This window comes from Paracoccus lichenicola, assembly GCF_009708075.1.
In the GTDB taxonomy this organism is placed as follows: domain Bacteria; phylum Pseudomonadota; class Alphaproteobacteria; order Rhodobacterales; family Rhodobacteraceae; genus Paracoccus; species Paracoccus lichenicola.
In genome coordinates, this window is sequence record NZ_WMBT01000006.1 from 146,289 (window position 1) to 168,684 (window position 22,396).

At 67.3% G+C, this 22,396-nt stretch carries 23 protein-coding genes; 13 read left to right on the plus strand and 10 right to left on the minus strand.

Going from position 1 to position 22,396, the window contains the following annotated elements; genetic code table 11:
- Positions 1-11: 11 nt before the first annotated feature.
- Positions 12-1,040, minus strand: coding sequence for a ferrochelatase (gene hemH, locus GIY56_RS11825; protein WP_154765051.1), 1,029 nt, complete (start codon positions 1,038-1,040; stop codon positions 12-14).
- On the minus strand, positions 1,037-1,876 hold the full coding sequence (locus GIY56_RS11830) for a methyltransferase domain-containing protein (RefSeq protein ID WP_154765052.1): 840 nt from the start codon (positions 1,874-1,876) through the stop codon (positions 1,037-1,039). Before GIY56_RS11830 ends, hemH begins: the two co-directional genes overlap by 4 nt.
- Positions 1,877-1,907: 31 nt before the next feature.
- Here GIY56_RS11830 and GIY56_RS11835 point away from each other — a divergent pair, with 31 nt between their 5' ends.
- The 3 genes from GIY56_RS11835 to GIY56_RS11845 all read left to right on the plus strand — a co-directional run bounded on the left by GIY56_RS11835 (position 1,908) and on the right by GIY56_RS11845 (position 3,520).
- On the plus strand, positions 1,908-2,645 hold the full coding sequence (locus tag GIY56_RS11835) for a double zinc ribbon domain-containing protein (protein WP_154765053.1): 738 nt from the start codon (positions 1,908-1,910) through the stop codon (positions 2,643-2,645).
- Positions 2,646-2,675: 30 nt separating this feature from the next.
- Positions 2,676-2,948, plus strand: coding sequence for a glutaredoxin 3 (gene grxC / locus GIY56_RS11840; RefSeq protein WP_154765054.1), 273 nt, complete (start codon positions 2,676-2,678; stop codon positions 2,946-2,948).
- A 104-nt stretch (positions 2,949-3,052) separates the two neighbouring features.
- The gene (locus GIY56_RS11845; RefSeq protein WP_154765055.1) at positions 3,053-3,520 is read left to right on the plus strand and encodes a MarR family winged helix-turn-helix transcriptional regulator; all 468 of its coding nucleotides are present in this window, start codon (positions 3,053-3,055) and stop codon (positions 3,518-3,520) included.
- On the opposite strand, the gene ubiG is transcribed toward GIY56_RS11845, so the two are convergent.
- Positions 3,517-4,251, minus strand: a complete 735-nt coding sequence (ubiG, locus tag GIY56_RS11850) for a bifunctional 2-polyprenyl-6-hydroxyphenol methylase/3-demethylubiquinol 3-O-methyltransferase UbiG (RefSeq protein WP_154765056.1) — start codon at positions 4,249-4,251, stop codon at positions 3,517-3,519. The genes GIY56_RS11845 and ubiG overlap by 4 nt on opposite strands.
- Before the next feature lie 48 nt (positions 4,252-4,299).
- Here ubiG and pip point away from each other — a divergent pair, with 48 nt between their 5' ends.
- From pip to infB, 5 genes are all read left to right on the plus strand, one after another.
- On the plus strand, positions 4,300-5,286 hold the full coding sequence (gene pip / locus GIY56_RS11855) for a prolyl aminopeptidase (RefSeq protein WP_154765057.1): 987 nt from the start codon (positions 4,300-4,302) through the stop codon (positions 5,284-5,286).
- A 123-nt stretch (positions 5,287-5,409) separates the two neighbouring features.
- The gene (gene rimP / locus GIY56_RS11860) at positions 5,410-6,042 is read left to right on the plus strand and encodes a ribosome maturation factor RimP (protein WP_154765058.1); all 633 of its coding nucleotides are present in this window, start codon (positions 5,410-5,412) and stop codon (positions 6,040-6,042) included.
- A 3-nt stretch (positions 6,043-6,045) separates the two neighbouring features.
- Positions 6,046-7,662 (plus strand): transcription termination factor NusA, encoded by a 1,617-nt coding sequence (nusA, locus tag GIY56_RS11865; RefSeq protein ID WP_154765059.1) that lies wholly within the window; start codon positions 6,046-6,048, stop codon positions 7,660-7,662.
- Between the two features lie 18 nt (positions 7,663-7,680).
- A complete protein-coding gene (locus GIY56_RS11870) occupies positions 7,681-8,301 on the plus strand; it encodes an RNA-binding protein (protein ID WP_154765060.1) in 621 nt (206 codons plus the stop codon).
- Between the two features lie 8 nt (positions 8,302-8,309).
- Entirely contained in the window at positions 8,310-10,919 is a 2,610-nt protein-coding gene (gene infB, locus GIY56_RS11875; RefSeq protein WP_154765061.1) for a translation initiation factor IF-2, read from the plus strand.
- Between the two features lie 93 nt (positions 10,920-11,012).
- Here the strand turns inward: infB and GIY56_RS18765 are convergent, their stop codons facing one another.
- The 4 genes from GIY56_RS18765 to GIY56_RS11890 form a co-directional block, all read right to left on the minus strand.
- Positions 11,013-11,141, minus strand: a complete 129-nt coding sequence (locus GIY56_RS18765) for a hypothetical protein (protein ID WP_268866570.1) — start codon at positions 11,139-11,141, stop codon at positions 11,013-11,015.
- A 121-nt stretch (positions 11,142-11,262) separates the two neighbouring features.
- Positions 11,263-11,661, minus strand: coding sequence for an 8-oxo-dGTP diphosphatase MutT (gene mutT / locus GIY56_RS11880; RefSeq protein ID WP_328288527.1), 399 nt, complete (start codon positions 11,659-11,661; stop codon positions 11,263-11,265).
- Entirely contained in the window at positions 11,658-12,911 is a 1,254-nt protein-coding gene (gene argJ, locus GIY56_RS11885) for a bifunctional glutamate N-acetyltransferase/amino-acid acetyltransferase ArgJ (protein ID WP_154765062.1), read from the minus strand. The genes mutT and argJ overlap by 4 nt, the downstream gene beginning before the upstream one ends.
- Entirely contained in the window at positions 12,911-13,750 is an 840-nt protein-coding gene (locus GIY56_RS11890; protein ID WP_154765063.1) for a peptidylprolyl isomerase, read from the minus strand. The genes argJ and GIY56_RS11890 overlap by 1 nt, the downstream gene beginning before the upstream one ends.
- Before the next feature lie 199 nt (positions 13,751-13,949).
- Between GIY56_RS11890 and secA the strand changes: the two genes are divergently transcribed.
- Together secA and GIY56_RS11900 are read left to right on the plus strand one after the other, a co-directional pair.
- Positions 13,950-16,667 (plus strand): preprotein translocase subunit SecA, encoded by a 2,718-nt coding sequence (secA, locus tag GIY56_RS11895; protein WP_154765064.1) that lies wholly within the window; start codon positions 13,950-13,952, stop codon positions 16,665-16,667.
- A gap of 62 nt (positions 16,668-16,729) precedes the next feature.
- Positions 16,730-17,479 (plus strand): sulfotransferase family 2 domain-containing protein, encoded by a 750-nt coding sequence (locus tag GIY56_RS11900; protein WP_154765065.1) that lies wholly within the window; start codon positions 16,730-16,732, stop codon positions 17,477-17,479.
- Positions 17,480-17,534: 55 nt separating this feature from the next.
- Here the strand turns inward: GIY56_RS11900 and fmt are convergent, their stop codons facing one another.
- The 3 genes from fmt to def (GIY56_RS11915) form a co-directional block, all read right to left on the minus strand.
- Complete coding sequence (gene fmt, locus GIY56_RS11905; RefSeq protein ID WP_154765066.1) at positions 17,535-18,428, minus strand: methionyl-tRNA formyltransferase; 894 nt, start codon at positions 18,426-18,428, stop codon at positions 17,535-17,537.
- Positions 18,429-18,493: 65 nt separating this feature from the next.
- Positions 18,494-18,994: a peptide deformylase gene (def, locus tag GIY56_RS11910; RefSeq protein ID WP_328288528.1), complete on the minus strand. Its 501-nt coding sequence runs from the start codon at positions 18,992-18,994 to the stop codon at positions 18,494-18,496.
- A complete protein-coding gene (def, locus tag GIY56_RS11915; RefSeq protein WP_154765067.1) occupies positions 18,991-19,515 on the minus strand; it encodes a peptide deformylase in 525 nt (174 codons plus the stop codon). The genes def (GIY56_RS11910) and def (GIY56_RS11915) overlap by 4 nt, the downstream gene beginning before the upstream one ends.
- 77 nt (positions 19,516-19,592) lie before the next feature.
- Between def (GIY56_RS11915) and GIY56_RS11920 the strand changes: the two genes are divergently transcribed.
- The 3 genes from GIY56_RS11920 to GIY56_RS11930 all read left to right on the plus strand — a co-directional run bounded on the left by GIY56_RS11920 (position 19,593) and on the right by GIY56_RS11930 (position 22,396).
- The gene (locus GIY56_RS11920) at positions 19,593-20,771 is read left to right on the plus strand and encodes a MalY/PatB family protein (RefSeq protein WP_154765068.1); all 1,179 of its coding nucleotides are present in this window, start codon (positions 19,593-19,595) and stop codon (positions 20,769-20,771) included.
- Positions 20,768-21,307 carry a L,D-transpeptidase family protein gene (locus GIY56_RS11925; protein ID WP_154765069.1) on the plus strand — a complete coding sequence of 180 codons (540 nt, stop codon included), beginning with the start codon at positions 20,768-20,770 and terminating at the stop codon, positions 21,305-21,307. The genes GIY56_RS11920 and GIY56_RS11925 overlap by 4 nt, the downstream gene beginning before the upstream one ends.
- Positions 21,308-21,436: 129 nt before the next feature.
- The gene (locus tag GIY56_RS11930; RefSeq protein ID WP_154765070.1) at positions 21,437-22,396 is read left to right on the plus strand and encodes an acetyl-CoA carboxylase carboxyltransferase subunit alpha; all 960 of its coding nucleotides are present in this window, start codon (positions 21,437-21,439) and stop codon (positions 22,394-22,396) included.

The following is a 22,396-nucleotide window of genomic DNA, read 5'->3' on the forward strand; positions in this document are numbered from 1 at the left end:
CTTTCGTTTGGCTAGACCCAGCCGGCGATGTTGTCGCGCACCACGTTCAGCATCACCTCGACATGGGCGGGATCGTCGTTCAGGCAGGGGATATAGGTGAACTCCTTGCCGCCCGCGTGCTCGAAGCTTTCGCGGATCTCGCCGTTGATCTCCTCCAGCGTCTCGATGCAGTCCGACGAAAAGGCGGGCGAGATCACGGCGATGTCGGTGATGCCGCGTTTCGCCAGTTCCGCCACATGCTGGACGGTATAGGGACGCAGCCATTCCTCGGTCCCGAAGACGGACTGGAAGGTCGTGTCGATCACCCCGTCGGGCCAGCCGAGCGCCTCTTTCAGCAGGCGGGATGTCTTCTGGCATTGGCAATGATAGGGATCGCCCTCCAGCAGATAGCGTTTCGGCATCCCGTGATAGCTGGCGACCAGCTTGGCCGGAACGGTGTCGCCCAGCGTGCGGCGCACCGACGCGGCCAGCGCGGCGATGTAATCGGGGCGGTCGAAATACGGCTCGCAGGTGCGGACCGCCGGCTGCCATTTCTGCGCCATCAGCGCGCGGAACATCTGGTCGTTCGCGGTGCCCGAGGTCGCGCCCGCGTATTGCGGATAAAGCGGCAGGAACACGATCCGCTGGCAGCCCGCCTTGACCATGCGGTCCAGCACGCTTTCGGTCGAGGGGTTGCCATAGCGCATGCAGAACTCGACCATCACGCCGTCACCCCATTCGGCGGTGGCGCGCGCGCGCAGGGCCTCGGTCTGGGACCGGGTGATGGTCATCAGCGGACTTTCGTTCCGCTCCTCGTTCCAGATCAGCTTGTAGTTCTTGCCGGACGTGAAGGGCCGCTTGGTCAGGATGATCCCTTGCAGCAGCGGCTGCCATTTCCAGGCCGGATAGTCGATCACCCGGCGGTCCGACAGGAATTCGTTCAGATACCGCCGCATCGACCAATAGTCATAGCCGTCCGGCGTGCCCAGGTTGGCGATCAGGATCCCGGTCTTTTTCGGCGGGATCGAGGGGTGGTTTGCAGGCGCGTGGGCTGGCGTCATGTCTTCCTGGTCCTGATTTCTTTCAGCGCGTCTTCAAGTCGGGTCGTGGCCGATCCCGGCCGCAGCGGTTTGGGCTGCGTGTCCGAGGGCGACCATCCGGTCAGAAAGACCAGATCGAAGGTTGCAGCGACACGGGACGGATCGTCGCGGTCGCCATGGTGTTGGGCCATGATCGCGGCGGCGCGGGCAAAGACCGCGGGCCGCGTCGGGCGGCGCAGGCGGGCGGCCATGGCGTTCCCCTCGCCCATGGCGCGCAGGTCATGGGCCAGGTGGAACAGGTCGCGATAACTGGCCTTCTGGGGCAGCACATCCGCCACCGGCAGGGCCAGGCCCGCGCGGCCCAGAAGCTGGCCCAGATCGCGGATCTCGCCCATCGGCAGGATGCGGGGAGACAGGCCACCGGTCAGTTCCACCTCGGCCTGGGCCAGGGCGGCGCGCAGTTCCTGAAGCGTCTGGTTGCCCAGGCAGACGGCAATGAACAGCCCGTCCTCGCGCAGGGCACGCGCGCATTGGACGATCTGGCCCACCGGATCGTCGGCCCAGTGCAGCGCCATGGCGTGGATCACCAGGTCATGCGCGCCGGGTTCCAGATCCAGGACGGGATCGTCGGGGACGATGCGGGCATCCGGGAAGGATTCGGCCCAAAGCGCGGGAAAACCCGTCACCACGGCGGGGGCGGTAAACCTTCTGTTAATCTCGGCCAGCCTATCCTGGATCTCGTCGGCGGCAAGCCGGTGCAGCACATCGACGAAGCCCTGGCGAATCGCGCGGTCCCGCTGGCGTAGCAGCGCGGGGCGGTCGGTCAGGGCGGGGCGGTCTGGCGGGGGCGTGTTCATGGGGGTGGACCATAGGGTGCTTCACGGGGCGATGAAAGGCGCGTTGCGCCTGCTGTATCCGCCGCAATGCGTGGCCTGCGGCGCGCCCGTGGCGGGCGGGGGCGAGGGTCCGGGGCAGTTGTGCCCGGCCTGCTTTCCCGACACGCGCTTCATCACCGGCGCGGCCTGCGCGCGCTGCGGGGTGCCGCTGCCCGACGACGGAACGGGCGCGGACGATCCGGCGCTTGCCTGCGACGACTGCCTGGCGATGGCGCGGCCTTGGCAGGGGGGCCGTGCGGCGCTGGTCTATGCGGGCGCGGGGCGGCGTCTGGTGCTGGCGCTGAAGCACGGCGACCGGCCGGACCTGGCCCCTGCGCTGGCGGGTTGGCTGGCGCGGGCGGCGGCGCCGCTGATCGGGCCGGACACGATCGTGGCGCCCGTGCCCCTGCATCTGCGGCGGCTGCTCAAGCGGCGCTACAACCAGGCGGCGCTGATCTCGGGGCGGGTGGCGCGGGCGCATGGGGCGGCGCATCTGCCCGACCTGCTGGTCCGCCGCCGCCATACGCCGGGCCAGGATCATGGCGGCGTCAGCGACCGTTTCGCCAATGTCGCGGGGGCGCTTGCCGTGAACCCCCGCCGCGTGGCGGCCTTGCAGGGGCGGCCGGTGCTGGTGGTTGATGACGTGATGGCATCCGGCGCGACCCTGGCGGCGGCAACGGAGGCGCTGCTGGCGGCAGGTTCGGGACCGGTTTCGGTCGCGGTTCTGGCAAGGGCGGTCAAGGATGCCTAGATAAGGGGCCACCACGAAAAGGAGCGCCCCATGACCCCCCCTGCGATCACCATCTATACCACCCGCACCTGTCCCTTCTGCATCCGCGCCAAGGGCCTTCTGCGGGAAAAGAACGCCCGTTATGACGAAATCGACGTGGGCGCCGATCCGGCGGTGCGTGCGCAGATGACGCAGCGTGCCGGAGGACGCCGCACGGTGCCGCAGATCTTCATCGGCGACCGGCATGTCGGCGGCTGCGACGACCTGTTCGACCTGGACCGCCAGGGCAAGCTGGACGCGCTTCTGGCCGGCACCGCCGCCTGACCACGCCGCTGACGCAGGATCCGGCAAAGGTCGGGCTTGACCAAGGCCCCCCGGGCAAGGCAGGGTTCCTGCTTTGCTCGCCCGCGAACATCCCCCAGAGAAAAATGCCGATATCCGAGACCGACCGCCCGCCGGCTAATGACCGGCTTGCCGCAAGCCTTTTCGCCGAGGTCTTGATCGCCGAGCAACTGTCGCGGAACCTGATCGGCAAGGCCCTGCCGCGCGGGATGCAGATCTCGCATTTCTCGGTCCTGAACCTGTTGGCCCACGTGAACGAGGAACGGACCCCCGCGCAACTGGCCCAGGCCTTTCACGTCACGCGCGGGGCCATGACCAACACGCTGTCGCGGCTGGAATGGGCGGGCCATGTTCATATCCGCCCCGACTGGGACGACGCGCGGCGCAAGTTCGTGTCGATCAGCCCGGCGGGGCGGGCGGCGCGCGATGCCGCCATCGCCGCCTTCATGCCGCTGATTGCCCAGGTCGTGCGCGACATCGGCGCCGACAAGGTCCGCACCGCCCTGCCCGTGCTGCGCGAATTGCGCATCCGGCTGGAGGACAGCGACGGCTAGCCCCCGCGCCGGGCGGTCAGGACATAGTTCACGGACAGATCCCGGTCCGACAGCGACCAGCCGAAGCCAAGGGGGTTGAACACCATCCCCCGCCGGTCGGCCACCGTCAGCCCCGCGCCCCCGGCCATCCCCGCCAGTTTGTCGGGCGTGATGAAGCGGTTCCAGTCATGCGTGCCGCGCGGCAGCCAGCGCATGATCCATTCGGCCCCGATGATCGCCGCGCCGAAACTGCGGGCCGTGCGGTTCAGCGTGGACAGGATCACCAGCCCGCCCGGGCGCACCAGATCCCGGCAGGTGGCGACAAAGGCCCGGGGATCGGCCACGTGTTCCACGATCTCCAGCGCCAGGACCACGTCGAAGACCTCGCCCGCGGCGGCCAGCGCCTCGGCGGTGGTGGCGCGATAGTCGATGGCAAGCCCCTGCCCTTCCGCATGGACCCGCGCCACGGCGATGTTGCCCTCTGCCGCGTCGGCCCCCACCACATCCGCGCCCAGCCGGGCCATCGGTTCCGCCACCAGCCCGCCGCCGCAGCCGATGTCCAGCACGCGCAGCCCGGCAAACGGGCGCAGGTCGCGGCGGTCGCGCCCGAACTCGCCCGCGATCTGGGCGGCGATGTAGTCCAGCCGCACCGGGTTCATCAGGTGCAGCGGCCGGAACTTGCCCCGGGGATCCCACCATTCGGCGGCCATCGCCTCGAACTTGGCGATCTCGGCGGGGTCGATGCTGGTCATGGAATTGTCCTTCTGGCGGGCGGGTTCGTCTGCGCTTATAATAAGGCGATGGACCGATTGGCAGGACAAAACGCCGCATCGCCGGGCCGCCTCCACATGGCCGCGGAACCCTTTGCCCGCCACCTGCTGGAGGTGGGCTGTGGCCACCAGATCTATGTCGAGGAAAGCGGCAACCCCGAGGGGCGGCCCGTGCTGGTCCTGCATGGCGGTCCCGGCGGCGGCTGCAGCCCCTTCATGCGCCGCTTCTTCGACCCGGCCCATTACCGCGCGATCCTGTTCGACCAGCGCGGCTGCGGACGCTCGCGCCCCCAGGCCTCGGTCCATGCCAACACCACGCAGCACCTGATCGCGGACATCGAGGTGATCCGCCAGACCCTCGGCCTCGAATCGGTGCTGCTGTTCGGCGGCAGCTGGGGCGCGACCCTGGCGCTGGCCTATGCGCAGGCGCACCCGGACCGCGTGACCGGGCTGGTGCTGCGCGGCGTCTTCCTGGGCACGCAGGGCGAGCTTGACTGGTTCTATGGCGGCGGCGCGGGACGGTTCTTTCCCGACCTGTGGGCGCAGTTCTGCGAGCCGATCCCCGAGGCCGAACGCGGCGACCTGATCGCCGCCTATCACAAGCGGCTGTTCTCGACCGACCTCGGGCGGCAGGGCCGCTATGCGCAGCCCTGGCTGATGTGGGAAAACGCGCTGGCCGGCCTGCAATCGGCCGCCGTCAGCCACGCCCCGTCCGATTACGCCCGCGCCTTCGCCCGGCTAGAGAATCACTATTTCACCAACCGCTGCTTCCTGGAGGAAGGCCAGCTTCTGCGCGACCGGCACCGGATCGAGCATCTGCCCGCCGTGATCGTCCAGGGCCGCTACGACATGGTCTGTCCGCCCCTGTCCGCCTGGCGCCTGGCCGAGGGCTGGCCCGCTTGCGACTTGCGCCTGATCCCCGCCTCGGGACATGCCCTGTCCGAGCCGCGGATCTTGGCGGAACTGGTCAAGGTCATGGATGCGTGGCGGGACGAGGACCGGGCCGACCCAGTTTGACCTTGCAAAGCACGTTCCTTGTGCTAGATACCCCCTTAACAGCGGCGCAGGCTTCCAACCCCTGCCCACCGGACCTTTCCGCATGGCCCGCTTCGGGCCTTTTTTCATATCCGAAAGGATCTCATGTCGAACGATCTGATCGCCAAGACCGCCATCGACCGGCGCCTGGCCGAGATCATCGCCCCGGTGATCGAGGATCTGGGGTTCGAGCTGGTGCGCGTGCGCCTGCAGGGCGGCAAGACCGCGACCCTGCAGATCATGGCCGACCGGCCCGAGGGCGGCATCAACGTGGACGATTGCGGCGACATTTCCGTGGCCGTCAGCGCCACCCTGGATGTCGAGGATCCGATCGAGGACAATTACCACCTGGAAGTCAGCAGCCCCGGCATCGACCGCCCCCTGACCCGCATGAAGGACTTCGAGACCTTCGAGGGATACGAGGCGCGGCTGGAAACGAACCAGGCCATCGACGGGCGCAAGCGCTTCAAGGGCGTGCTGGCGGGCGTCGAGAGGGGCGAGGGCGGCGACGAGGTCCTGCTGAACATCGAGGAAGCGGGCGAGGTCCAGACCATCGGGCTGCAGTTCGACTGGCTGTCGGACGCCAAGCTGGTCCTGACCGACGAGCTGATCCGCGAGATGCTGCGCCAGAAGAAGGAAGCGGGCGTCCAGATCGAGAACCTGGACGAAGCCGCCTTTGACGAGATCGAAACCGAAGACGACAACGACGGCGCAAATGACGCCGCTGACAAGGAGTGAGTGATGGCAATCACCTCTGCCAACCAGCTTGAACTGCTGCAAACCGCCGAAGCCGTCGCGCGCGAGAAGATGATCGAGCCGGAGCTGGTCATCGAGGCGATGGAAGACAGCCTCGCCCGGGCCGCCAAGTCGCGTTACGGCGCGGAGATGGACATCCGCGTCAAGATCGACCGCAAGACCGGCCACGCGAGCTTCACCCGCGTCCGCACCGTGGTCGAGGATGACGCGGTGGAAAACTATCAGGCGCAACTGACGGTCGAGCAGGCCCGCCCCTATGCCGACAATCCGCAGGTCGGCGACGAGATCGTGGACCAGGTGCCGCCGGTCGAACTGGGCCGCATCGCCGCGCAATCGGCCAAGCAGGTGATCCTGCAGCGCGTCCGCGAGGCCGAGCGTGATCGCCAGTACGAGGAATTCAAGGACCGCGCCGGCACCATCATCAACGGCGTCGTCAAGCGCGAGGAATACGGCAACATCATCGTCGATGTCGGCCGGGGCGAGGCGATCCTGCGCCGCAACGAGAAGATCGGCCGCGAAAGCTATCGCCCGAACGACCGCATCCGCGCCTATGTCAAGGACGTGCGCCGCGAATCGCGCGGGCCGCAGATCTTCCTGTCGCGCACCGACCCGCAGTTCATGGCCGAGCTGTTCAAGATGGAGGTGCCCGAAATCTATGACGGCATCATCGAGATCAAGGCCGTGGCCCGCGATCCCGGTTCGCGCGCCAAGATCGCCGTGATTTCCTATGACAACAGCATCGACCCGGTCGGCGCCTGCGTCGGGATGCGCGGCAGCCGCGTGCAAGCCGTGGTGGGCGAGTTGCAGGGCGAAAAGATCGACATAATCCCCTGGAACGAGGATCAGGCGACCTTCCTGGTCAATGCCCTTCAGCCCGCCGAGGTCAGCAAGGTCGTCTTCGACGAGGAAGCCAACAAGATCGAGGTGGTGGTCCCCGACGAGCAGCTGAGCCTTGCCATCGGGCGGCGCGGCCAGAACGTGCGCCTGGCCAGCCAGCTGACCGGCATGGACATCGACATCCTGACCGAGGAAGAGGAATCCAAGCGCCGCCAGGCCGAGTTCAACGCCCGGACCCAACTGTTCATGGACGCGCTGGATCTGGACGAATTCTTCGCCCAGCTTCTGGTGGCCGAGGGCTTCACCGACCTGGAGGAAGTGGCCTATGTCGATCTGGACGAACTCTTGTCCATCGACGGCGTGGACGAAGGCACGGCCTCGGAACTGCAGGCGCGCGCCCGCGACGTGCTGGAAGCCAAGACCAAGGCCGCGCTTGAAAACGCCCGCGCGCTTGGCGCCGAGGACAGCCTTATTGAATTCGAGGGGCTGAACCCCCAGATGGTGGAAGCATTGGCCAAGGACGGCGTGAAGACGCTGGAAGATTTCGCCACCTGCGCCGACTGGGAACTGGCCGGCGGCTGGACCACGGTGAACGGCCAGCGCGTCAAGGACGAGGGTCTTCTGGAACCCTTCGATGTCTCTCTTGAGGAAGCACAGAACCTGGTGATGACCGCACGCGTGCAATTGGGTTGGGTCGATCCCGCCGAGCTGGAAGGCAAGGCCGACGAGACCGGGACCCCCGACGACCAGGAGGCCGGGGCGTGATGCCCCGGATTTGCCCGCTTGAGCCGCGGTGGTCGCATCAAGGATCATGATCAGCCCGAAAGGCGCTGCATCGTCACCGGAGAGGTCCAGCCCAAGGCTGGGCTGATCCGTTTCGTGGCCGGGCCGGAGGGCCTGGTCTTCCCGGATCTGGCGGAAAAGCTGCCGGGTCGTGGCATCTGGGTCGTCGCGGATCGCGCGGCCATCGACAAGGCGGCGGCGAAGGGGCTGTTTTCCCGCGCCGCCAAGGCTCCGGTCAGGGCGCCGGACGGCCTGGCCGATCTGGTCGAGGCGGGCGTTGCGAAACGGCTGGTCGAACTGGTATCGTTGGCGCGCAAGTCGGGCCGTGCCGTGGCGGGGTTCGAGAAGGTCAAGGGCTGGCTGGCCGAGGGGCGCGCGAAGGTGCTGCTGCAGGCCAGCGACGGATCGGAACGCGGCAAGGGAAAGCTGTGGACGCCGACAGGCGGCCGTTGGTTCGGCTGCCTGACCGCATCAGAATTGGGTTTGTCCTTCGGGCGCGATCATGTCATACACGGCGCGCTTGCGGCGGGTGGACTGACGGACAAGGTGATCTTGGAAGCCGGCAGACTGACGGGTCTGCGCGGGCATGACGGCGGCAATACGGCGGCCGGGAAGGAATGAAGACGCAGATGAGCGACAAAGACGGAAAATCGACCTTGGGACTCGGCGGCAGCGGCCGCTCGGGCCAGGTCAAGCAAAGCTTCAGCCACGGTCGCACCAAGAGCGTCGTCGTGGAAACCAAGCGCAAGCGCGTCGTGGTGCCGAAAGCCGGCGCGGCGGCAACGACCGTGACCGACAAGGTCAAGAATCCGCTGACCGCCAAGGTCGCAAGCGACCCTTCCAAGCGCCCCGCAGGCATTTCCGACGCCGAGATGGAGCGCCGGCTGAAGGCCCTTGCCGCCGCGAAATCGCGCGAGGTCGAGGAAGCCGCGCAGCGCCTGGCCGACGAAAAGGCGCGCGAGGAAGAACGCGAACGCCGCCGCGCCGAGATCGAGGCGAAAGAGCGCGAGGAACGCGAACGCGAGGAAGCCCGCAAGGCCAAGGCCGAGGAAGACGAGCGCCGCGTCCGCGAGGCCGAGGAACTGGCCCGCGCCAAGGAAGAGCCGAAAGCCGCAGAGCGTGTCGCGCGTTCCGCCGACGCCAAGACGGCCGGCGCCCGTCCTGCTGCTGCCGGCGCCCGTCCGGCCGGTGCCCGCCCGGTCACCCCCGACCGCGCCGCGATCGAGGCCGCAGCCTCTCGCGCCGAGAAGCCCGGCGTTGCCACGGGTCCGCGCCGCACCGACCGCGACCGCCGCGACACCGGCGGCGACAGCGACGCCAAGGCCAAGGCCAAGGCCGAGGACAGCCGCCGCACCGGCCGCCTGTCGCTGACGCAGGCGCTGGATGGCGAAGGCGGGCGCCAGCGTTCGCTGGCCGCGATGAAGCGCAAGCAGGACCGCGCCCGGCAGAAGGCCATGGGCAGCGTGCGCGCCGAAAAGCAGGTGCGCGACGTGCAGCTGCCGGAAACCATCGTCGTGTCGGAACTGGCCAACCGGATGGCGGAACGCGCCGCCGACGTGGTCAAGTCGCTGATGAAGATGGGCATGATGGTGTCCATGAACCAGGCCATCGACGCCGACACGGCCGAACTGGTGATCGAGGAATTCGGCCACAAGGCCGTCCGCGTGTCGGACGCCGACGTGGAACAGGTCATCGACACGGTCAAGGACCGCGCCGAGGATCTGCAGCCGCGCCCGCCGATCATCACGATCATGGGCCATGTGGACCACGGCAAGACCTCGCTTCTGGACGCGATCCGCAAGGCCAACGTCGTCTCGGGCGAGGCGGGCGGGATCACCCAGCACATCGGCGCCTATCAGGTGAAGACCGACTCGGGCGCGGTGCTGACCTTCCTGGACACGCCGGGCCACGCGGCCTTCACCTCGATGCGGGCGCGCGGCGCGCAGGTCACCGACATCGTCGTGCTGGTGGTTGCCGCCGACGACGCGGTGATGCCGCAGACGGTCGAGGCGATCAATCACGCCAAGGCCGCGAACGTCCCGATGATCGTCGCGATCAACAAGATCGACAAGCCTTCGGCCGATCCGAACAGGGTCCGCACCGCGCTGCTGCAGCACGAGGTGGTCGTCGAGGAAATGTCGGGCGAGGTGCAGGATGTCGAGGTTTCGGCCAAAACCGGCCAGGGCCTTGACGAACTGCTGGAAGCCATCGCCCTCCAGGCCGAGATCCTGGAACTCGAGGCCAACCCGAACCGTGCCGCCCAGGGCGCGGTGATCGAGGCGCAGCTGGACGTGGGCCGTGGCCCCGTCGCGACCGTCCTGGTGCAGAACGGCACGCTGAAGCGCGGCGACATCTTTGTCGTGGGCGAACAGTGGGGCAAGGTGCGCGCGCTGATCAACGACAAGGGCGAGCGCGTGGACGAAGCCGGACCCTCGGTCCCGGTCGAGGTTCTGGGCCTGGACGGCACCCCCGCCGCGGGCGACGTGCTGAACGTGGTCGAAACCGAGGCGCAGGCCCGCGAGATCGCGGATTACCGCATCCAGCAGACCAAGGACAAGCGCGCCGCCGCCGGTGCCGCGACCACGCTGGAACAGCTGATGGCCAAGGCCAAGGCCGATGAAAGCGTGTCCGAGCTGCCGGTGGTCGTGAAGGCCGACGTGCAGGGTTCGGCCGAAGCCATCGTGCAGGCCCTGGAAAAGATCGGCAACGACGAGGTCCGTGTCCGCGTGCTGCATTACGGCGTCGGCGCGATCACCGAATCCGACATCGGCCTGGCCGAGGCGTCCAAGGCCCCGGTCATCGGCTTCAACGTCCGCGCCAATGCCCCGGCCCGCAATTCGGCCAACCAGAAGGGTGTCGAGATCCGCTATTACTCGATCATCTACGACCTGGTGGACGACATCAAGGCGGCGGCCTCGGGTCTCTTGTCGAACGAGGTGCGCGAGAACTTCATCGGCTATGCCGAAATCCGCGAAGTCTTCCGCGTCACGGGCGTGGGCAATGTCGCGGGCTGCCTTGTGACCGAGGGCGTGGCACGCCGTTCGGCGGGCGTGCGCCTGCTGCGCGACAACGTGGTGATCCACGAGGGCACGCTGAAGACGCTGAAACGCTTCAAGGACGAGGTGAAGGAAGTCATCTCGGGCCAGGAATGCGGCATGGCCTTCGAGAACTACGACGACATCCGCAAGGGCGACATCATCGAGATCTTCGAGCGCGAGGAGGTCGAGCGCACGCTGTAACGCGGCGCCCCGAACTTGCATCCGTGAACACGACAAAGGGGCGGCCTGACGGGGCCGCCCCTTTCGTGTTTGTCGCGGCGCCTTTGCCCCCGGTCAGCGCGTGACCGGTTTTCCTTCAAAGGTGCGCGTTCCGATGCGGACCACCATGTTCCCGTTCGGGGCCAGACATTCAAAAAGCCCCTGGACGAGAATATGGCTGCCAATCGAGATGGTGCGAATCATGTCAAGCCCTCCTGTACTCTCTGCAACCAGCGTGTCATGAAAGTGTTCACAAGGAATTAACGAAGCGGCTATCTACGACATTTTGCGGGCAGTTTGCAAAGACACACCCGAAATTGCGACCTCAAAGCCACATCTGCAATGCCGGGATCAGCGGCACATCCGCTGGCGGCATGGGGTAACTGCGCAAATCCGCGGCACGGACCCAGGCCAGCCGCTGTCCTTCCTGCGGACGGGCGATTCCCGTCCAGCGGCGGCAGGCAAAGACCGGCATCAGCAGGTGGAAATCGGGATAGCCGTGGCTGGCGAAGGTCAGGGGCGCCAGGCAGGATGTCCAGGTGTCGATGCCCAGTTCCTCGTGCAGCTCGCGGATCAGGGCGGCTTCGGGCGTCTCTCCGGGTTCGACCTTGCCGCCGGGGAATTCCCACAATCCCGCCATCGACTTGCCCTCGGGGCGCTGCGCCAGAAGCACGCGTCCGTCGGCGTCGATCAGGGCGACGGCGGCGACAAGGAGGGTTTTCACGACCGGTAATCGGCGTTGATGTCGATATAGCCGTGGGTCAGGTCGCAGGTCCACACGGTCCGCGCGCCCTGCCCCAAGCCCAGATCGACGGCGATCACCAGATCGGGCCGCTTCATGTAGGCGCTGGCCTTGGCCTCGTCATAATCGGGCGAGCGCCAGCCGTTTTCCGCCAGCACCATGTCGCCGAAGCGGATCCGCAGCCGGTCGCGGTCGGCCTGGGCGCCGGACTTGCCGACGGCGGCGACGATGCGGCCCCAGTTCGCGTCCTCGCCCGCGATGGCGGTCTTGACCAGGGGCGAATTGGCGATGGCCATGGCGACCTTGTGGGCGTCCGCGTCGGACGCCGCGCCCGTCACCCGCACCTCGACGAATTTCGTCGCGCCCTCGCCGTCGCGGACCACAAGCTGCGCCAGCTCTCGCATCACGCCGTGCAGCGCGGTCACGAAGGCCGCGCCCGCGCCGCTGTCCAGTGCGGTGATCGGCGCCGCAGGGCTGCGCCCGGTCGCGGCCAGGATCAACGCGTCGGATGTCGAGGTGTCGCTGTCCACCGTAATGGCGTTGAAGGTCGTGTCCAGCCCCGACGACAGCGCCTGCTGCAACAGCGGCGCGGCGATCGCGGCGTCGGTGAAGACATAGACCAGCATCGTCGCCATGTCGGGCGCGATCATGCCCGACCCCTTGGCGATGCCCGCGATGCGGATGTCCCCGCCCTCGCCCGCGACGACCGCCGAGGCCCCCTTGGGAAAGGTGTCGGTGGTCATGATCGCGCGGGCCGCGTCGGCAATGCCGCCCGCCTCCAGCGACGCCGCCAGGTCGCCCACGATGGCGATGATCCGGTCATGGGGCAGCGGCTCGCCGATCACCCCGGTCGAGGAGGAGAACACCCGTTCCGCCGGAACGCCCGTGGCCTGCGCCACCGCGCCTGTCACCGCATCGACCGATTCCTGCCCCCGTGCGCCAGTGAAGGCGTTGGCATTGCCGGAATTGACGATGATCGCGGCGCCCTGGGGCGCGTCGCCCCCCGCCGCCAGCTTGGCCTGGTTGTCCAGGATGCAGGCCGCGCGGGTTGACGATTTGGTGAAGGCCCCCGCCAGGGTCGATCCCGGTGCGATGCGGATCAGCGTCACGTCGGTGCGGCCTTGATACTTCACGCCGGCGGCACCGCTGGCGAATTCCACGCCGTCGATGGCTGGCAGGTCGGGGAATGCGGCGGGCGCCAGAGGGGAAACGGAAAGCCCGGCCTTGCCCATCACTCGGCCTCCAGCAACTCGGTCTTGCTCAGGGCCGCGGGGTCGATGCCTTCGGTCTTTTCCACCGTCGCCTCGCCGGTCAGGCGCTCGATTTCCGCCTGGACCTTGTCGCGCAGCACCATCTGGCTGATCTGGTCGCGCACGTCTTCAAGCTTGGGGGCCTCGCGCATCCGGGTGTCGTTCAGCTTGATGACATGCCAGCCGAACTCGGTCTGCACGGGATCCGAGACCTGGCCCTTTTCCATCCCTGCCACCGCATCGGCAAAGGGCTTGACCATCTGATCCGCACTGAACCAGCCCAAATCGCCCTTGTTCGGCCCGCTGGGTCCGGTGGAATTCTGTTCGGCCAGCGTGCCGAAATCCGCGCCGCCGTCCAGCTGGGCCTTGATGTCACGCGCCTTTTCCTCGGTATCGACCAGGATATGGGCGGCGGAATATTCTGTCGGCGGTTCGGCCGATGCGAACAGCCCGTCATAGGCGGCCTGGATCTCCGCATCCGTCGGCTGGGCCTTCGTCACCTCGGCGATGGCGGCGGCGGCGAGCGTGTTGCGGCGCTGGATTTCCAGTTGCGCGCGCACGCCCGCGTTTTCCTTGCCCGCGGCGGCGACCGCGGTCTGCTGGATCAACTGGTCCAGCATGATCTCGTACAGCGCGCCGTCGCCCATGGCGGCCATCTGGGGATCCTGGGATGCGGCCTCTTTCATCACGATCATCTCGCCCAGGGTGATGGGGGTGCCGTTGACGGTGGCCACGACGGTGTCGGCGCCCTTGTCCTGGGCGGTGGCCGCAAAAGGCAGGGCCGTGGCCAGAAGAACGGCCAGAATCGACGGTTTCAGCATGGGGATCCCTTCGCTTGTTCTGCCCGCGCATCGGGGCCAGCGTTGACAGTGGGGCAGGCGAGGCATAGATCCCGGTCCAACTCCGTGGAAGGCGCCGCCGCCGCTTTCGTTCAGGCCCCTGATACGGCAATGCGGCAGGTCGCGGCAAGTAGGCCCGGCCGGGATCGCCTTTCCCAACAACGTGATTGCGAAGGTCTACATGCTCGGCATCGGAAATCTGGCGAAGAAGGTCTTTGGAAGCCCCAACGACCGCAAGGTCAAGGGCACGCGCGGGCTGGTCGCCCGCATCAACGCGCTGGAGGATCAGTTCCGCCCGCTGACCGATCAGGGACTGATCGACAAGACGCGCGAGTTCCAGACCCGCGTGGCCGGGGGCGAAAGCCTGGACGACATCCTGCCCGAAGCCTTCGCCAACTGCCGCGAAGGGGCGCGCCGCGCCCTGGGCCTGCGGGCCTTCGACGTGCAGCTGATGGGCGGCATCTTCCTGCACCAGGGCAACATCGCCGAGATGAAGACGGGCGAGGGCAAGACCCTGGTGGCGACATTCCCCGCCTATCTCAATGCGCTGACCGGCAAGGGCGTCCACATCGTCACGGTCAACGATTACCTGGCCAAACGCGACGCCGAGTGGATGGGCAAGGTGTTCCGCCAGCTGGGCATGACCACGGGCGTCGTGTATCCCTTCCAGGCGGAACCGGAAAAGCGCGCGGCCTACGGCGCCGACGTGACCTATGCCACCAACAACGAACTGGGCTTCGACTATCTGCGCGACAACATGAAGGGCAGCGTCGAGGAGATGGTCCAGCGCGGCCACAACTTCGCCATCGTGGACGAGGTGGACAGCATCCTGATCGACGAGGCGCGCACGCCGCTGATCATTTCCGGCCCCAGCCAGGACCGCAGCGAGCTGTACGTCACGCTGAACCAGTACATCCCGCTGCTGACCGAAGACCACTACAAGCTGGACGAAAAGGCCCGCAACGCGACCTTCACCGAGGAAGGCAACGAGTTCCTGGAAACCCGCCTGCAAGCCGACGGCATCCTGCCCGAGGGGCAGACGCTCTATGACCCGGAATCCACGACCATCGTCCACCACGCGAACCAGGCCCTGCGCGCCTGGAAGCTGTTCAACAAGGACCAGCACTACATGGTCCGCGACGGCGAGGTGATGCTGATCGACGAATTCACCGGCCGGATGATGAAGGGCCGCCGCCTGTCCGACGGGTTGCACCAGGCGATCGAGGCCAAGGAAGGCGTGACCATCCAGCCGGAAAACGTGACGCTGGCCTCCGTCACCTTCCAGAACTATTTCCGCCTTTACGCCAAGCTGGCCGGTATGACCGGTACGGCGGCGACCGAGGCCGAGGAATTCGCCGAGATCTACAAGCTGGGTGTGGTCGAGGTTCCCACGAACCGGGGCGTGGCGCGCGTGGACGAACACGACCGCGTGTATCGCACCGCGGCCGAGAAATACGCCGCCGTGATAGAGGCGATCAAGGACGCCCATGCCAAGGGCCAGCCGACCCTGGTCGGCACCACCAGCATCGAGAAGTCCGAGATGCTGTCGGCGATGCTGCAAAAGCAGGGCATTCCCCACAACGTCCTGAACGCCCGCCAGCACGAGGCCGAGGCGCAGATCGTGGCCGATGCGGGCAAGCCCGGCGCCGTGACCATCGCCACCAACATGGCGGGCCGCGGCACCGACATCCAGCTGGGCGGCAACGTGGAAATGAAGGTGATGGAGGCGCTGGCCGCCGACCCCGAAGCCAATCCTGATGAGGTCCGCGCCCGGATCGAATCCGAACACGCCGCCGACAGGCAAAGGGTTCTGGACGCCGGGGGCCTGTTCGTCCTGGGCACCGAACGCCACGAATCCCGCCGCATCGACAACCAGCTGCGCGGGCGCTCCGGCCGCCAGGGCGATCCGGGGCGGTCGCTGTTCTTCCTGTCGCTGGACGACGACCTGATGCGCATCTTCGGGTCGGAACGTCTGGACAAGGTCCTGTCCACCCTGGGCATGAAGGAAGGCGAGGCGATCATCCACCCTTGGGTCAACAGGTCGCTGGAACGCGCCCAGGCCAAGGTCGAGGGCCGCAACTTCGACATCCGCAAGCAGTTGCTGAAATTCGACGACGTGATGAACGACCAGCGCAAGGCGATCTTCAGCCAGCGCCGCGAGATCATGGACAGCGCCGAGGTGGGCGAGATCACCGCCGACATGCGCCACCAGGTGATCGACGACCTGATCGACGAACACATGCCGCCGAAATCCTATCCCGAACAATGGGACCTGGAGGGGCTGAAGACCGCCATCCGCGAACGGCTGAACATGAACCTGCCCGTCGCCGACTGGGCGGCCGAGGAAGGCGTGGACCAGGATACCATCCGCGAACGCATCGAACAGGCGACCGACACCTATCAGGCCGACAAGGCCCAGGCCTTCGGCCCGGAAAACATGCGCAACATCGAAAAGCAGGTGCTGTTGCAGATGATCGACGGGAAATGGCGCGACCACCTGCTGACGCTGGAACACCTGCGGTCAGTCGTGGGCTTTCGCGGCTATGCGCAGCGCGACCCCCTGTCGGAATACAAGACCGAGGCGTTCCAGCTGTTCGAGACGATGCTGGACGGTCTGCGCTTCGACGTGACGCAGCGCCTGGCGCAAATCCGCCCCCTGACCGAGGCCGAACGCGAGGACATGCTGCGCCAGATGGCCCAGCAGCAGAAGGCCGCGCAGGAACACCTGACGATGGAACACGGGGCAGAACATCATTCGGATGACGATGCGCTGAAGCCCGAGCCGCTGGTCCAGGGATTCGACGAAGCCGACATGAACACCTGGGGCAACCCGTCGCGCAACGATCCCTGTCCCTGCGGATCGGGCAAGAAGTTCAAGCACTGCCACGGCGCGATCTGACCGTGCGCTCCCCGATGAATGGCCGGATGTTCGTCACCCCTCGTCAAGGGAAGGGGTAGCCCATGCTGGATTTCGGAGGGCTGGTCTATCTCGATGTCCAGAAGACCGGCTCGACCTTCATAACGGCCTTTCTGAGGGCCGCCTGCCGCTTGCCAGAGCGTCGGTTCAGCCAGCATCAGCCGGTTCGCCATCACCATGATCCATCGGCGGTTCATGTCATCTCGGTCCGTGATCCGCTGGCGCAATACCTGTCGCTTTACCGATACGGGCTGGATGGTCGCGGCGGGCTGCACCACCGCCTCGTCCAGCTCGGCTGCGGCGAGATATACCGCCCGACGCAGGACGGGTTCGAGGAGTTCGTGCAGATCCTGCTGGATCCCCAATACTCGGGCGCGCTGCATGACGACTTCGTGGCCCCGGCCAAGACCTTGGGCATCGGCTTCATGACCTTTCGCCACCTGTTGCTGGCCTTGCGCTGGCCCCTGGCGACGCTTGCAGACACGCCGCCCGATGCGCTGTTGGGCCGCTACCGCAAACGCCGCATCTGGACCGACGTGCTTTGGCAGGAAACCCTTTCGGACGATCTGCGCAAGCTCGTCGCGCGCTACCCCGATCTTTTCGATCCCGAAAAGGCCGAGGACTTCCTGGTCCGAAACGACAAGATCAACATCGCGGAAACCGCAGGGGGCTTGCAAGCCACGCTTGGGTCCGACACGATGATGAGGTTGTGCCGGCGTGAGCACCTGCTTTACCGCAAGTTCTATCCGCACAAATATCAGCGCCTCGTGGCGCAGTTCAGCCCGCAGCCTTGATCGGCTCACCCCGGCCGGTCAGGCCCGCAGGGTGGGGTTCCATCCCACCAGCCTCCTAACCAAACCGCGCCGGAAGCCCCCACCCGCGCAACAGTTCCTCTGTCGCCATCGGCTTCTTCCCCGACCGCTGCGCCTCCAGCACCTCGACCGCGCCGTCCCCGCAGGCGACGGTGAAGCCCCCCAGCACCTGCCCCGGCGCCCCCTGCCCCGCGACCACGCGGCTGCGCAGCAGCTTCACCCGCTCGCCCGCGATCTCGCACCAGGCGCCGGGAAAGGGCGACAGGCCCCGGATCAGCCGGTCCACTTCGATTGCAGGCTGTGACCAGTCCACCCGCGCCTCGGCCTTGTCGATCTTGGCGGCATAGGTCACGCCGACTTCGGCCTGCGGCACGGCGGGCAAGGGCAGCCGGTCCAGCACATCGACGATCAGGCCCGCCCCCATGACGGACAGCCGGTCGTGCAGGTCGGCCGTCGTTTCCTCGGCCCCGATGGGCGTGCGCGCCTCGACCAGAACCGGCCCGGTGTCCAGCCCCGCCTCCATCCGCATGATGGTCACGCCAGTTTCCGCGTCGCCCGCCATCACCGCCCGATGGATCGGCGCCGCCCCCCGCCAGCGCGGTAGCAGGGATGCATGGATGTTCAGACACCCCAGCCGCGGCGCGTCCAGCACCGGCTGCGGCAGGATCAGCCCATAGGCCACCACGACCGCCACATCCGCCCCAAGCGTGGCAAACGCCGCCTGCTCCGCCGGATCGCGCAGCCGCAAGGGCGTGCGGACCTCGATCCCCAACTCCTCCGCCGCCGCATGAACCGCCGAAGGGCGCGGCTTCTGCCCCCGCCCCGCAGCGCGCGGCGGTTGCGAATAAACGGCAACGACCTCGTGCCGCGCGGCGATGGCGCGCAAGGCGGGCACCGAAAACTCGGGCGTCCCCATGAAGATCACGCGCATCCTGCCTCCTGCATTGGACCCTAAATATCCCACGGGGGTCCGGGGGTGTGAAACCCCCGGCCTTTTCAACGCCGCGCCAGCTTCCCGGATTTCGCGACCAGCATCTTGCGCCGCAAGGGCGACAGGTGGTCCACATAGACCCGCCCGTCCAGATGATCGATCTGATGCTGCACGCTGGTTGCCCATAGCCCCACGAAATCGCGCTCCTCGACCTCACCCGCCGCGTTCAGGAACCGCACCGTCACCGCACGGGGGCGGCGGATGGGGGCGGACACGCCGGGCAGGTTGGGGCTGGCCTCCTCGTGGCTGCGGAACTGGACGCTGGCGTGCAACACCTCGGGGTTGGCCATGCGCACCGCCTGGCCCCGCTTGTCGGACGCATCGACGACGGCCAGCCGCAGCATGATGCCGATCTGCGGCGCGGCCAGGCCCACGCCCGGCATCGCCTCCATCGTGTCGATCATGTCGTCCCAGATCATCCGCACCGTCTCGGTCACGGCCTCGACGGGTTCGGCGGGGATGTGCAGGCGGCGGTCGGCATAGGGCAGGAAGGGACGGACGGTCACGCGCGGCCCTTTTCCCGCTTCAGCTTGACCATCCGCCGGGTGATCATCTGGCGCTTGATGGCCGACAGGTGGTCGATGAACAACACGCCGTTCAGGTGGTCCAACTCGTGCTGCGCGCAGGTCGCCCACAGCCCGTCGAAGTCCTGCTCGTGCGTCCTGCCGTCCAGTCCCAGCCAGCGCAGCCGCACCTGCTTGGGCCGCGTCACGTCGGCGTATTGGTCGGGGATCGACAGGCAGCCTTCCTCGTAGGTGTTCGGCTCGTCCGACGCCCAGGTCACCTCGGGGTTCACCAGCACCAGGGGGCGGCGCTCGGCATCCGGGTCGCGGGTGGCGTCCATCACGAAGACGCGGAACAGGACGCCCACCTGCGGCGCGGCCAGGCCCACGCCCGGCGCGTCATACATCGTGGCCAGCATGTCCGCGGCCAGCGTCTCGATCTCGGGCGTGATGCGGGCCACCGGCTCGCAAACCTTCTTCAGGCGCGGGTCGGGATGGATCAGGATGGGGCGCAGGCTGCTCATGTTTCGCGATTTAGGGCAAGGCTTCACCATAAGCAACAAGCGGCGTATGCAGGGGCAGGCAGCGGATAGGCAGGACCATGACCGACTTCGACCAGATCATCGACCGCGTGGGCACCCGGTGTTCCAAATGGGACGACATGCAGGCGGCCTATGGCGTGTCGCCGGACGGCGGCGGGTTGGCGATGTGGGTCGCGGACATGGACTTCCGCCCCCCCGCCGCCGTGCAGCGCGCGGTGGAATCCGTGGCCGCCCACGGCGTCTACGGCTATCCCGGCGCGAACCGGCCCTATCTGGAGTCGATCCGCTGGTGGATGGAACACCGCCACGGCTGGTCCATCGACACCGGCTGGATCCTGACCTGCGCCGGTTTGGTCAACGGCGTGGCGATGGCGCTGGATGCCTATACGCAGCCGGGCGACGGCGTGATCGTGATGTCGCCCGTGTATCACGCCTTCGCCCGCGTGATCCGCGCATCGGGACGCGACTTGGTGGAACTGCCGCTGGCGCAGCAGGACGGGCTTTACCGCATGGACTGGCCCGCCTGGGAAAGCCGCCTGACGGGGCGTGAGAAGCTGCTGATCCTCTGTTCCCCCCACAACCCCGGCGGCCGCGTCTGGACGCCCGGGGAACTGCGCGAGGTTGCCGATTTCTGCATCCGCCACGACCTGATCCTGGTCTCGGACGAGATCCATTGCGACCTGGTCATGCCCGGCCACCGGCACAGCGTCACCGCCATCGCCTGCCCCGACATCGCGGACCGGCTGGTAACGCTGACCGCCGCCACCAAGACCTTCAACATCGCGGGCGCCCATATCGGCAACGCGATCATCGCGGATGAAGGGCTGCGCAACCGCTTCAAGGGCGCGCTGATGGCGCGCGGCATCTCGCCCGGGCTGTTCGGGATGGACATGGTGACGGCCGCCTATTCGCCCGAGGGCGCGGCATGGGTCGATGCCCTGGTCGATTACCTCGACGGCAACCGGCGGCTGTTCGACGACGGGATCGCCGCCATCCCCGGCCTGCGCTCCATGCCCTTGCAGGCGACCTATCTCTCCTGGGTGGATTTCTCGGACACCGGCATGGCGCCCGCCGAATTCACCACCCGCGTCGAGAAGAACGCCCGCATCGCCGCCAACCACGGCGCGACCTTCGGCACCGGGGGCGAGAACTTCCTGCGCTTCAACATCGCCACCCCCCGCGCCCGCGTGGCCGAGGCGGTCCGCCGCCTGCAAGACGCCTTCGCCGACCTGCAATGAAGGCTCTTGCGCGGCTTTTCTCGGCCCTGACGCTGCTGTTTCTGCTGGCGGCGGCCTGGCTGATGCTGGCGCCGCAGCCGCAGCGGCCCTCGCCACCCCCCGCGACGCCCCTGACCGGCCCGGTCGATCACATCGTGATCCACAAATCCGCCCGCCGCATGACCGCCTTCCGCGACGGCCAGCCGCTGAAGACCTATCCCATCGCGCTCGGCTTCGCGCCCCATGGCGACAAGCGCCGGCAAGGCGACGGCAGGACGCCCGAAGGCCGCTTCACCATCAACCGCGTGAACCCCCGCAGCGCCTATCACCTGTCGCTTGGCCTCGATTACCCCCGTCCGCAGGACCGCGCCCGCGCGGCAGCGGAAGGCACTGATCCCGGCGGCGACATCTTCATCCACGGCCAGCCGAACACCCGCCCTGACGGCGAAACCCTGCCCGGCGACTGGACGGCGGGCTGCATCGCGGTCTCGGACAGCGACATCCGCGAACTCCACGCCGCCGCCCGCATCGGCACGACCGTCGAGATCCTGCCCTAGCGCATTCACCTTTGCTCAAATATCCTCGGGGGGTCCGGGGGGCGAAGCGCCCCCGGCCTCCGTTGCAATCCCGCGCCCGCACGATCATATAGGGGCGCAAACCCGAACACACCCGAAGGCACACCCCGCATGGTCTATCTGGATTTCGAAAAGCCGCTTGCCGACATCGAGGGCAAGGCCGAGGAGCTTCGCGCCCTGGGCCGCAAATCCGAAAACACCGTGGACGTTGAGAAAGAGGCGGCGGCGCTGGATCGCAAATCCGCCGACCTGCTGCGCGACCTTTATCGAAGCCTCGACCCCTGGCGCAAGACGCAGGTCGCGCGCCATCCCGACCGCCCGCATTGCCGCGATTACATTGACGCGCTGTTCACCGAATACACGCCCTTGGCGGGCGACCGGGCCTTTGGCGACGACCATGCGGTAATGGGGGGCCTTGCCCGCTTCAACGACAACCCTTGCGTGGTGATCGGGCACGAAAAGGGCAACGACACCAAGACCCGCATCCACCACAATTTCGGCATGGCGCGGCCCGAAGGCTATCGCAAGGCGATCCGGCTGATGGATCTGGCGCACCGCTTCAAGCTGCCGGTCATCACGCTGGTCGATACCCCCGGCGCCTATCCCGGCAAGGGGGCCGAGGAACGCGGGCAAAGCGAAGCCATCGCCCGCTGCACCCAGAAATGCCTGGAAATCGGCGTGCCCCTTGTCAGCGTCATTATCGGCGAAGGCGGATCAGGCGGCGCAGTGGCCTTCGCCACGGCCAACCGCATCGCCATGCTGGAACATTCGATCTATTCGGTGATCTCGCCCGAGGGCTGCGCCTCGATCCTGTGGAAGGACGCCGAGCGGATGCGCGACGCGGCCGAGGCGCTGCGCCTGACCGCCCAGGATCTGAAGAAGCTGGGCGTGATCGACCGCATCATCGCCGAACCCGTGGGCGGCGCGCAGCGCGACCCCGCCGCCGCCATCAAGGCCGTGGGCGAGGAGATCGCCGCGATGCTGGCGGAACTGGACGGCAGGAAACCCGCCGACCTGATCCGCGACCGCCGCCAGAAATTCCTGGACATGGGATCGAAAAGCCTGGCCTGA

What these genes read in the sequence shown, in the direction of transcription:
- GIY56_RS11830 (WP_154765052.1), bottom strand. Translation starts at nt 1,876, where the DNA reads ATGAACACGCCCCCGCCAGACCGCCCCGCCCTGACCGACCGCCCCGCG.
- infB (WP_154765061.1), top strand. Translation starts at nt 8,310, where the DNA reads ATGAGCGACAAAGACGGAAAATCGACCTTGGGACTCGGCGGCAGCGGC.
- grxC (WP_154765054.1), top strand. Translation starts at nt 2,676, where the DNA reads ATGACCCCCCCTGCGATCACCATCTATACCACCCGCACCTGTCCCTTC.
- GIY56_RS11930 (WP_154765070.1), top strand. Translation starts at nt 21,437, where the DNA reads ATGGTCTATCTGGATTTCGAAAAGCCGCTTGCCGACATCGAGGGCAAG.
- GIY56_RS18765 (WP_268866570.1), bottom strand. Translation starts at nt 11,141, where the DNA reads ATGATTCGCACCATCTCGATTGGCAGCCATATTCTCGTCCAGGGGCTT.
- GIY56_RS11900 (WP_154765065.1), top strand. Translation starts at nt 16,730, where the DNA reads ATGCTGGATTTCGGAGGGCTGGTCTATCTCGATGTCCAGAAGACCGGC.
- nusA (WP_154765059.1), top strand. Translation starts at nt 6,046, where the DNA reads ATGGCAATCACCTCTGCCAACCAGCTTGAACTGCTGCAAACCGCCGAA.
- def (WP_154765067.1), bottom strand. Translation starts at nt 19,515, where the DNA reads ATGAGCAGCCTGCGCCCCATCCTGATCCATCCCGACCCGCGCCTGAAG.
- GIY56_RS11845 (WP_154765055.1), top strand. Translation starts at nt 3,053, where the DNA reads ATGCCGATATCCGAGACCGACCGCCCGCCGGCTAATGACCGGCTTGCC.
- GIY56_RS11925 (WP_154765069.1), top strand. Translation starts at nt 20,768, where the DNA reads ATGAAGGCTCTTGCGCGGCTTTTCTCGGCCCTGACGCTGCTGTTTCTG.
- fmt (WP_154765066.1), bottom strand. Translation starts at nt 18,428, where the DNA reads ATGCGCGTGATCTTCATGGGGACGCCCGAGTTTTCGGTGCCCGCCTTG.
- argJ (WP_154765062.1), bottom strand. Translation starts at nt 12,911, where the DNA reads ATGGGCAAGGCCGGGCTTTCCGTTTCCCCTCTGGCGCCCGCCGCATTC.
- GIY56_RS11835 (WP_154765053.1), top strand. Translation starts at nt 1,908, where the DNA reads ATGAAAGGCGCGTTGCGCCTGCTGTATCCGCCGCAATGCGTGGCCTGC.
- rimP (WP_154765058.1), top strand. Translation starts at nt 5,410, where the DNA reads ATGTCGAACGATCTGATCGCCAAGACCGCCATCGACCGGCGCCTGGCC.
- pip (WP_154765057.1), top strand. Translation starts at nt 4,300, where the DNA reads ATGGACCGATTGGCAGGACAAAACGCCGCATCGCCGGGCCGCCTCCAC.
- hemH (WP_154765051.1), bottom strand. Translation starts at nt 1,040, where the DNA reads ATGACGCCAGCCCACGCGCCTGCAAACCACCCCTCGATCCCGCCGAAA.
- secA (WP_154765064.1), top strand. Translation starts at nt 13,950, where the DNA reads ATGCTCGGCATCGGAAATCTGGCGAAGAAGGTCTTTGGAAGCCCCAAC.
- ubiG (WP_154765056.1), bottom strand. Translation starts at nt 4,251, where the DNA reads ATGACCAGCATCGACCCCGCCGAGATCGCCAAGTTCGAGGCGATGGCC.
- GIY56_RS11890 (WP_154765063.1), bottom strand. Translation starts at nt 13,750, where the DNA reads ATGCTGAAACCGTCGATTCTGGCCGTTCTTCTGGCCACGGCCCTGCCT.
- GIY56_RS11920 (WP_154765068.1), top strand. Translation starts at nt 19,593, where the DNA reads ATGACCGACTTCGACCAGATCATCGACCGCGTGGGCACCCGGTGTTCC.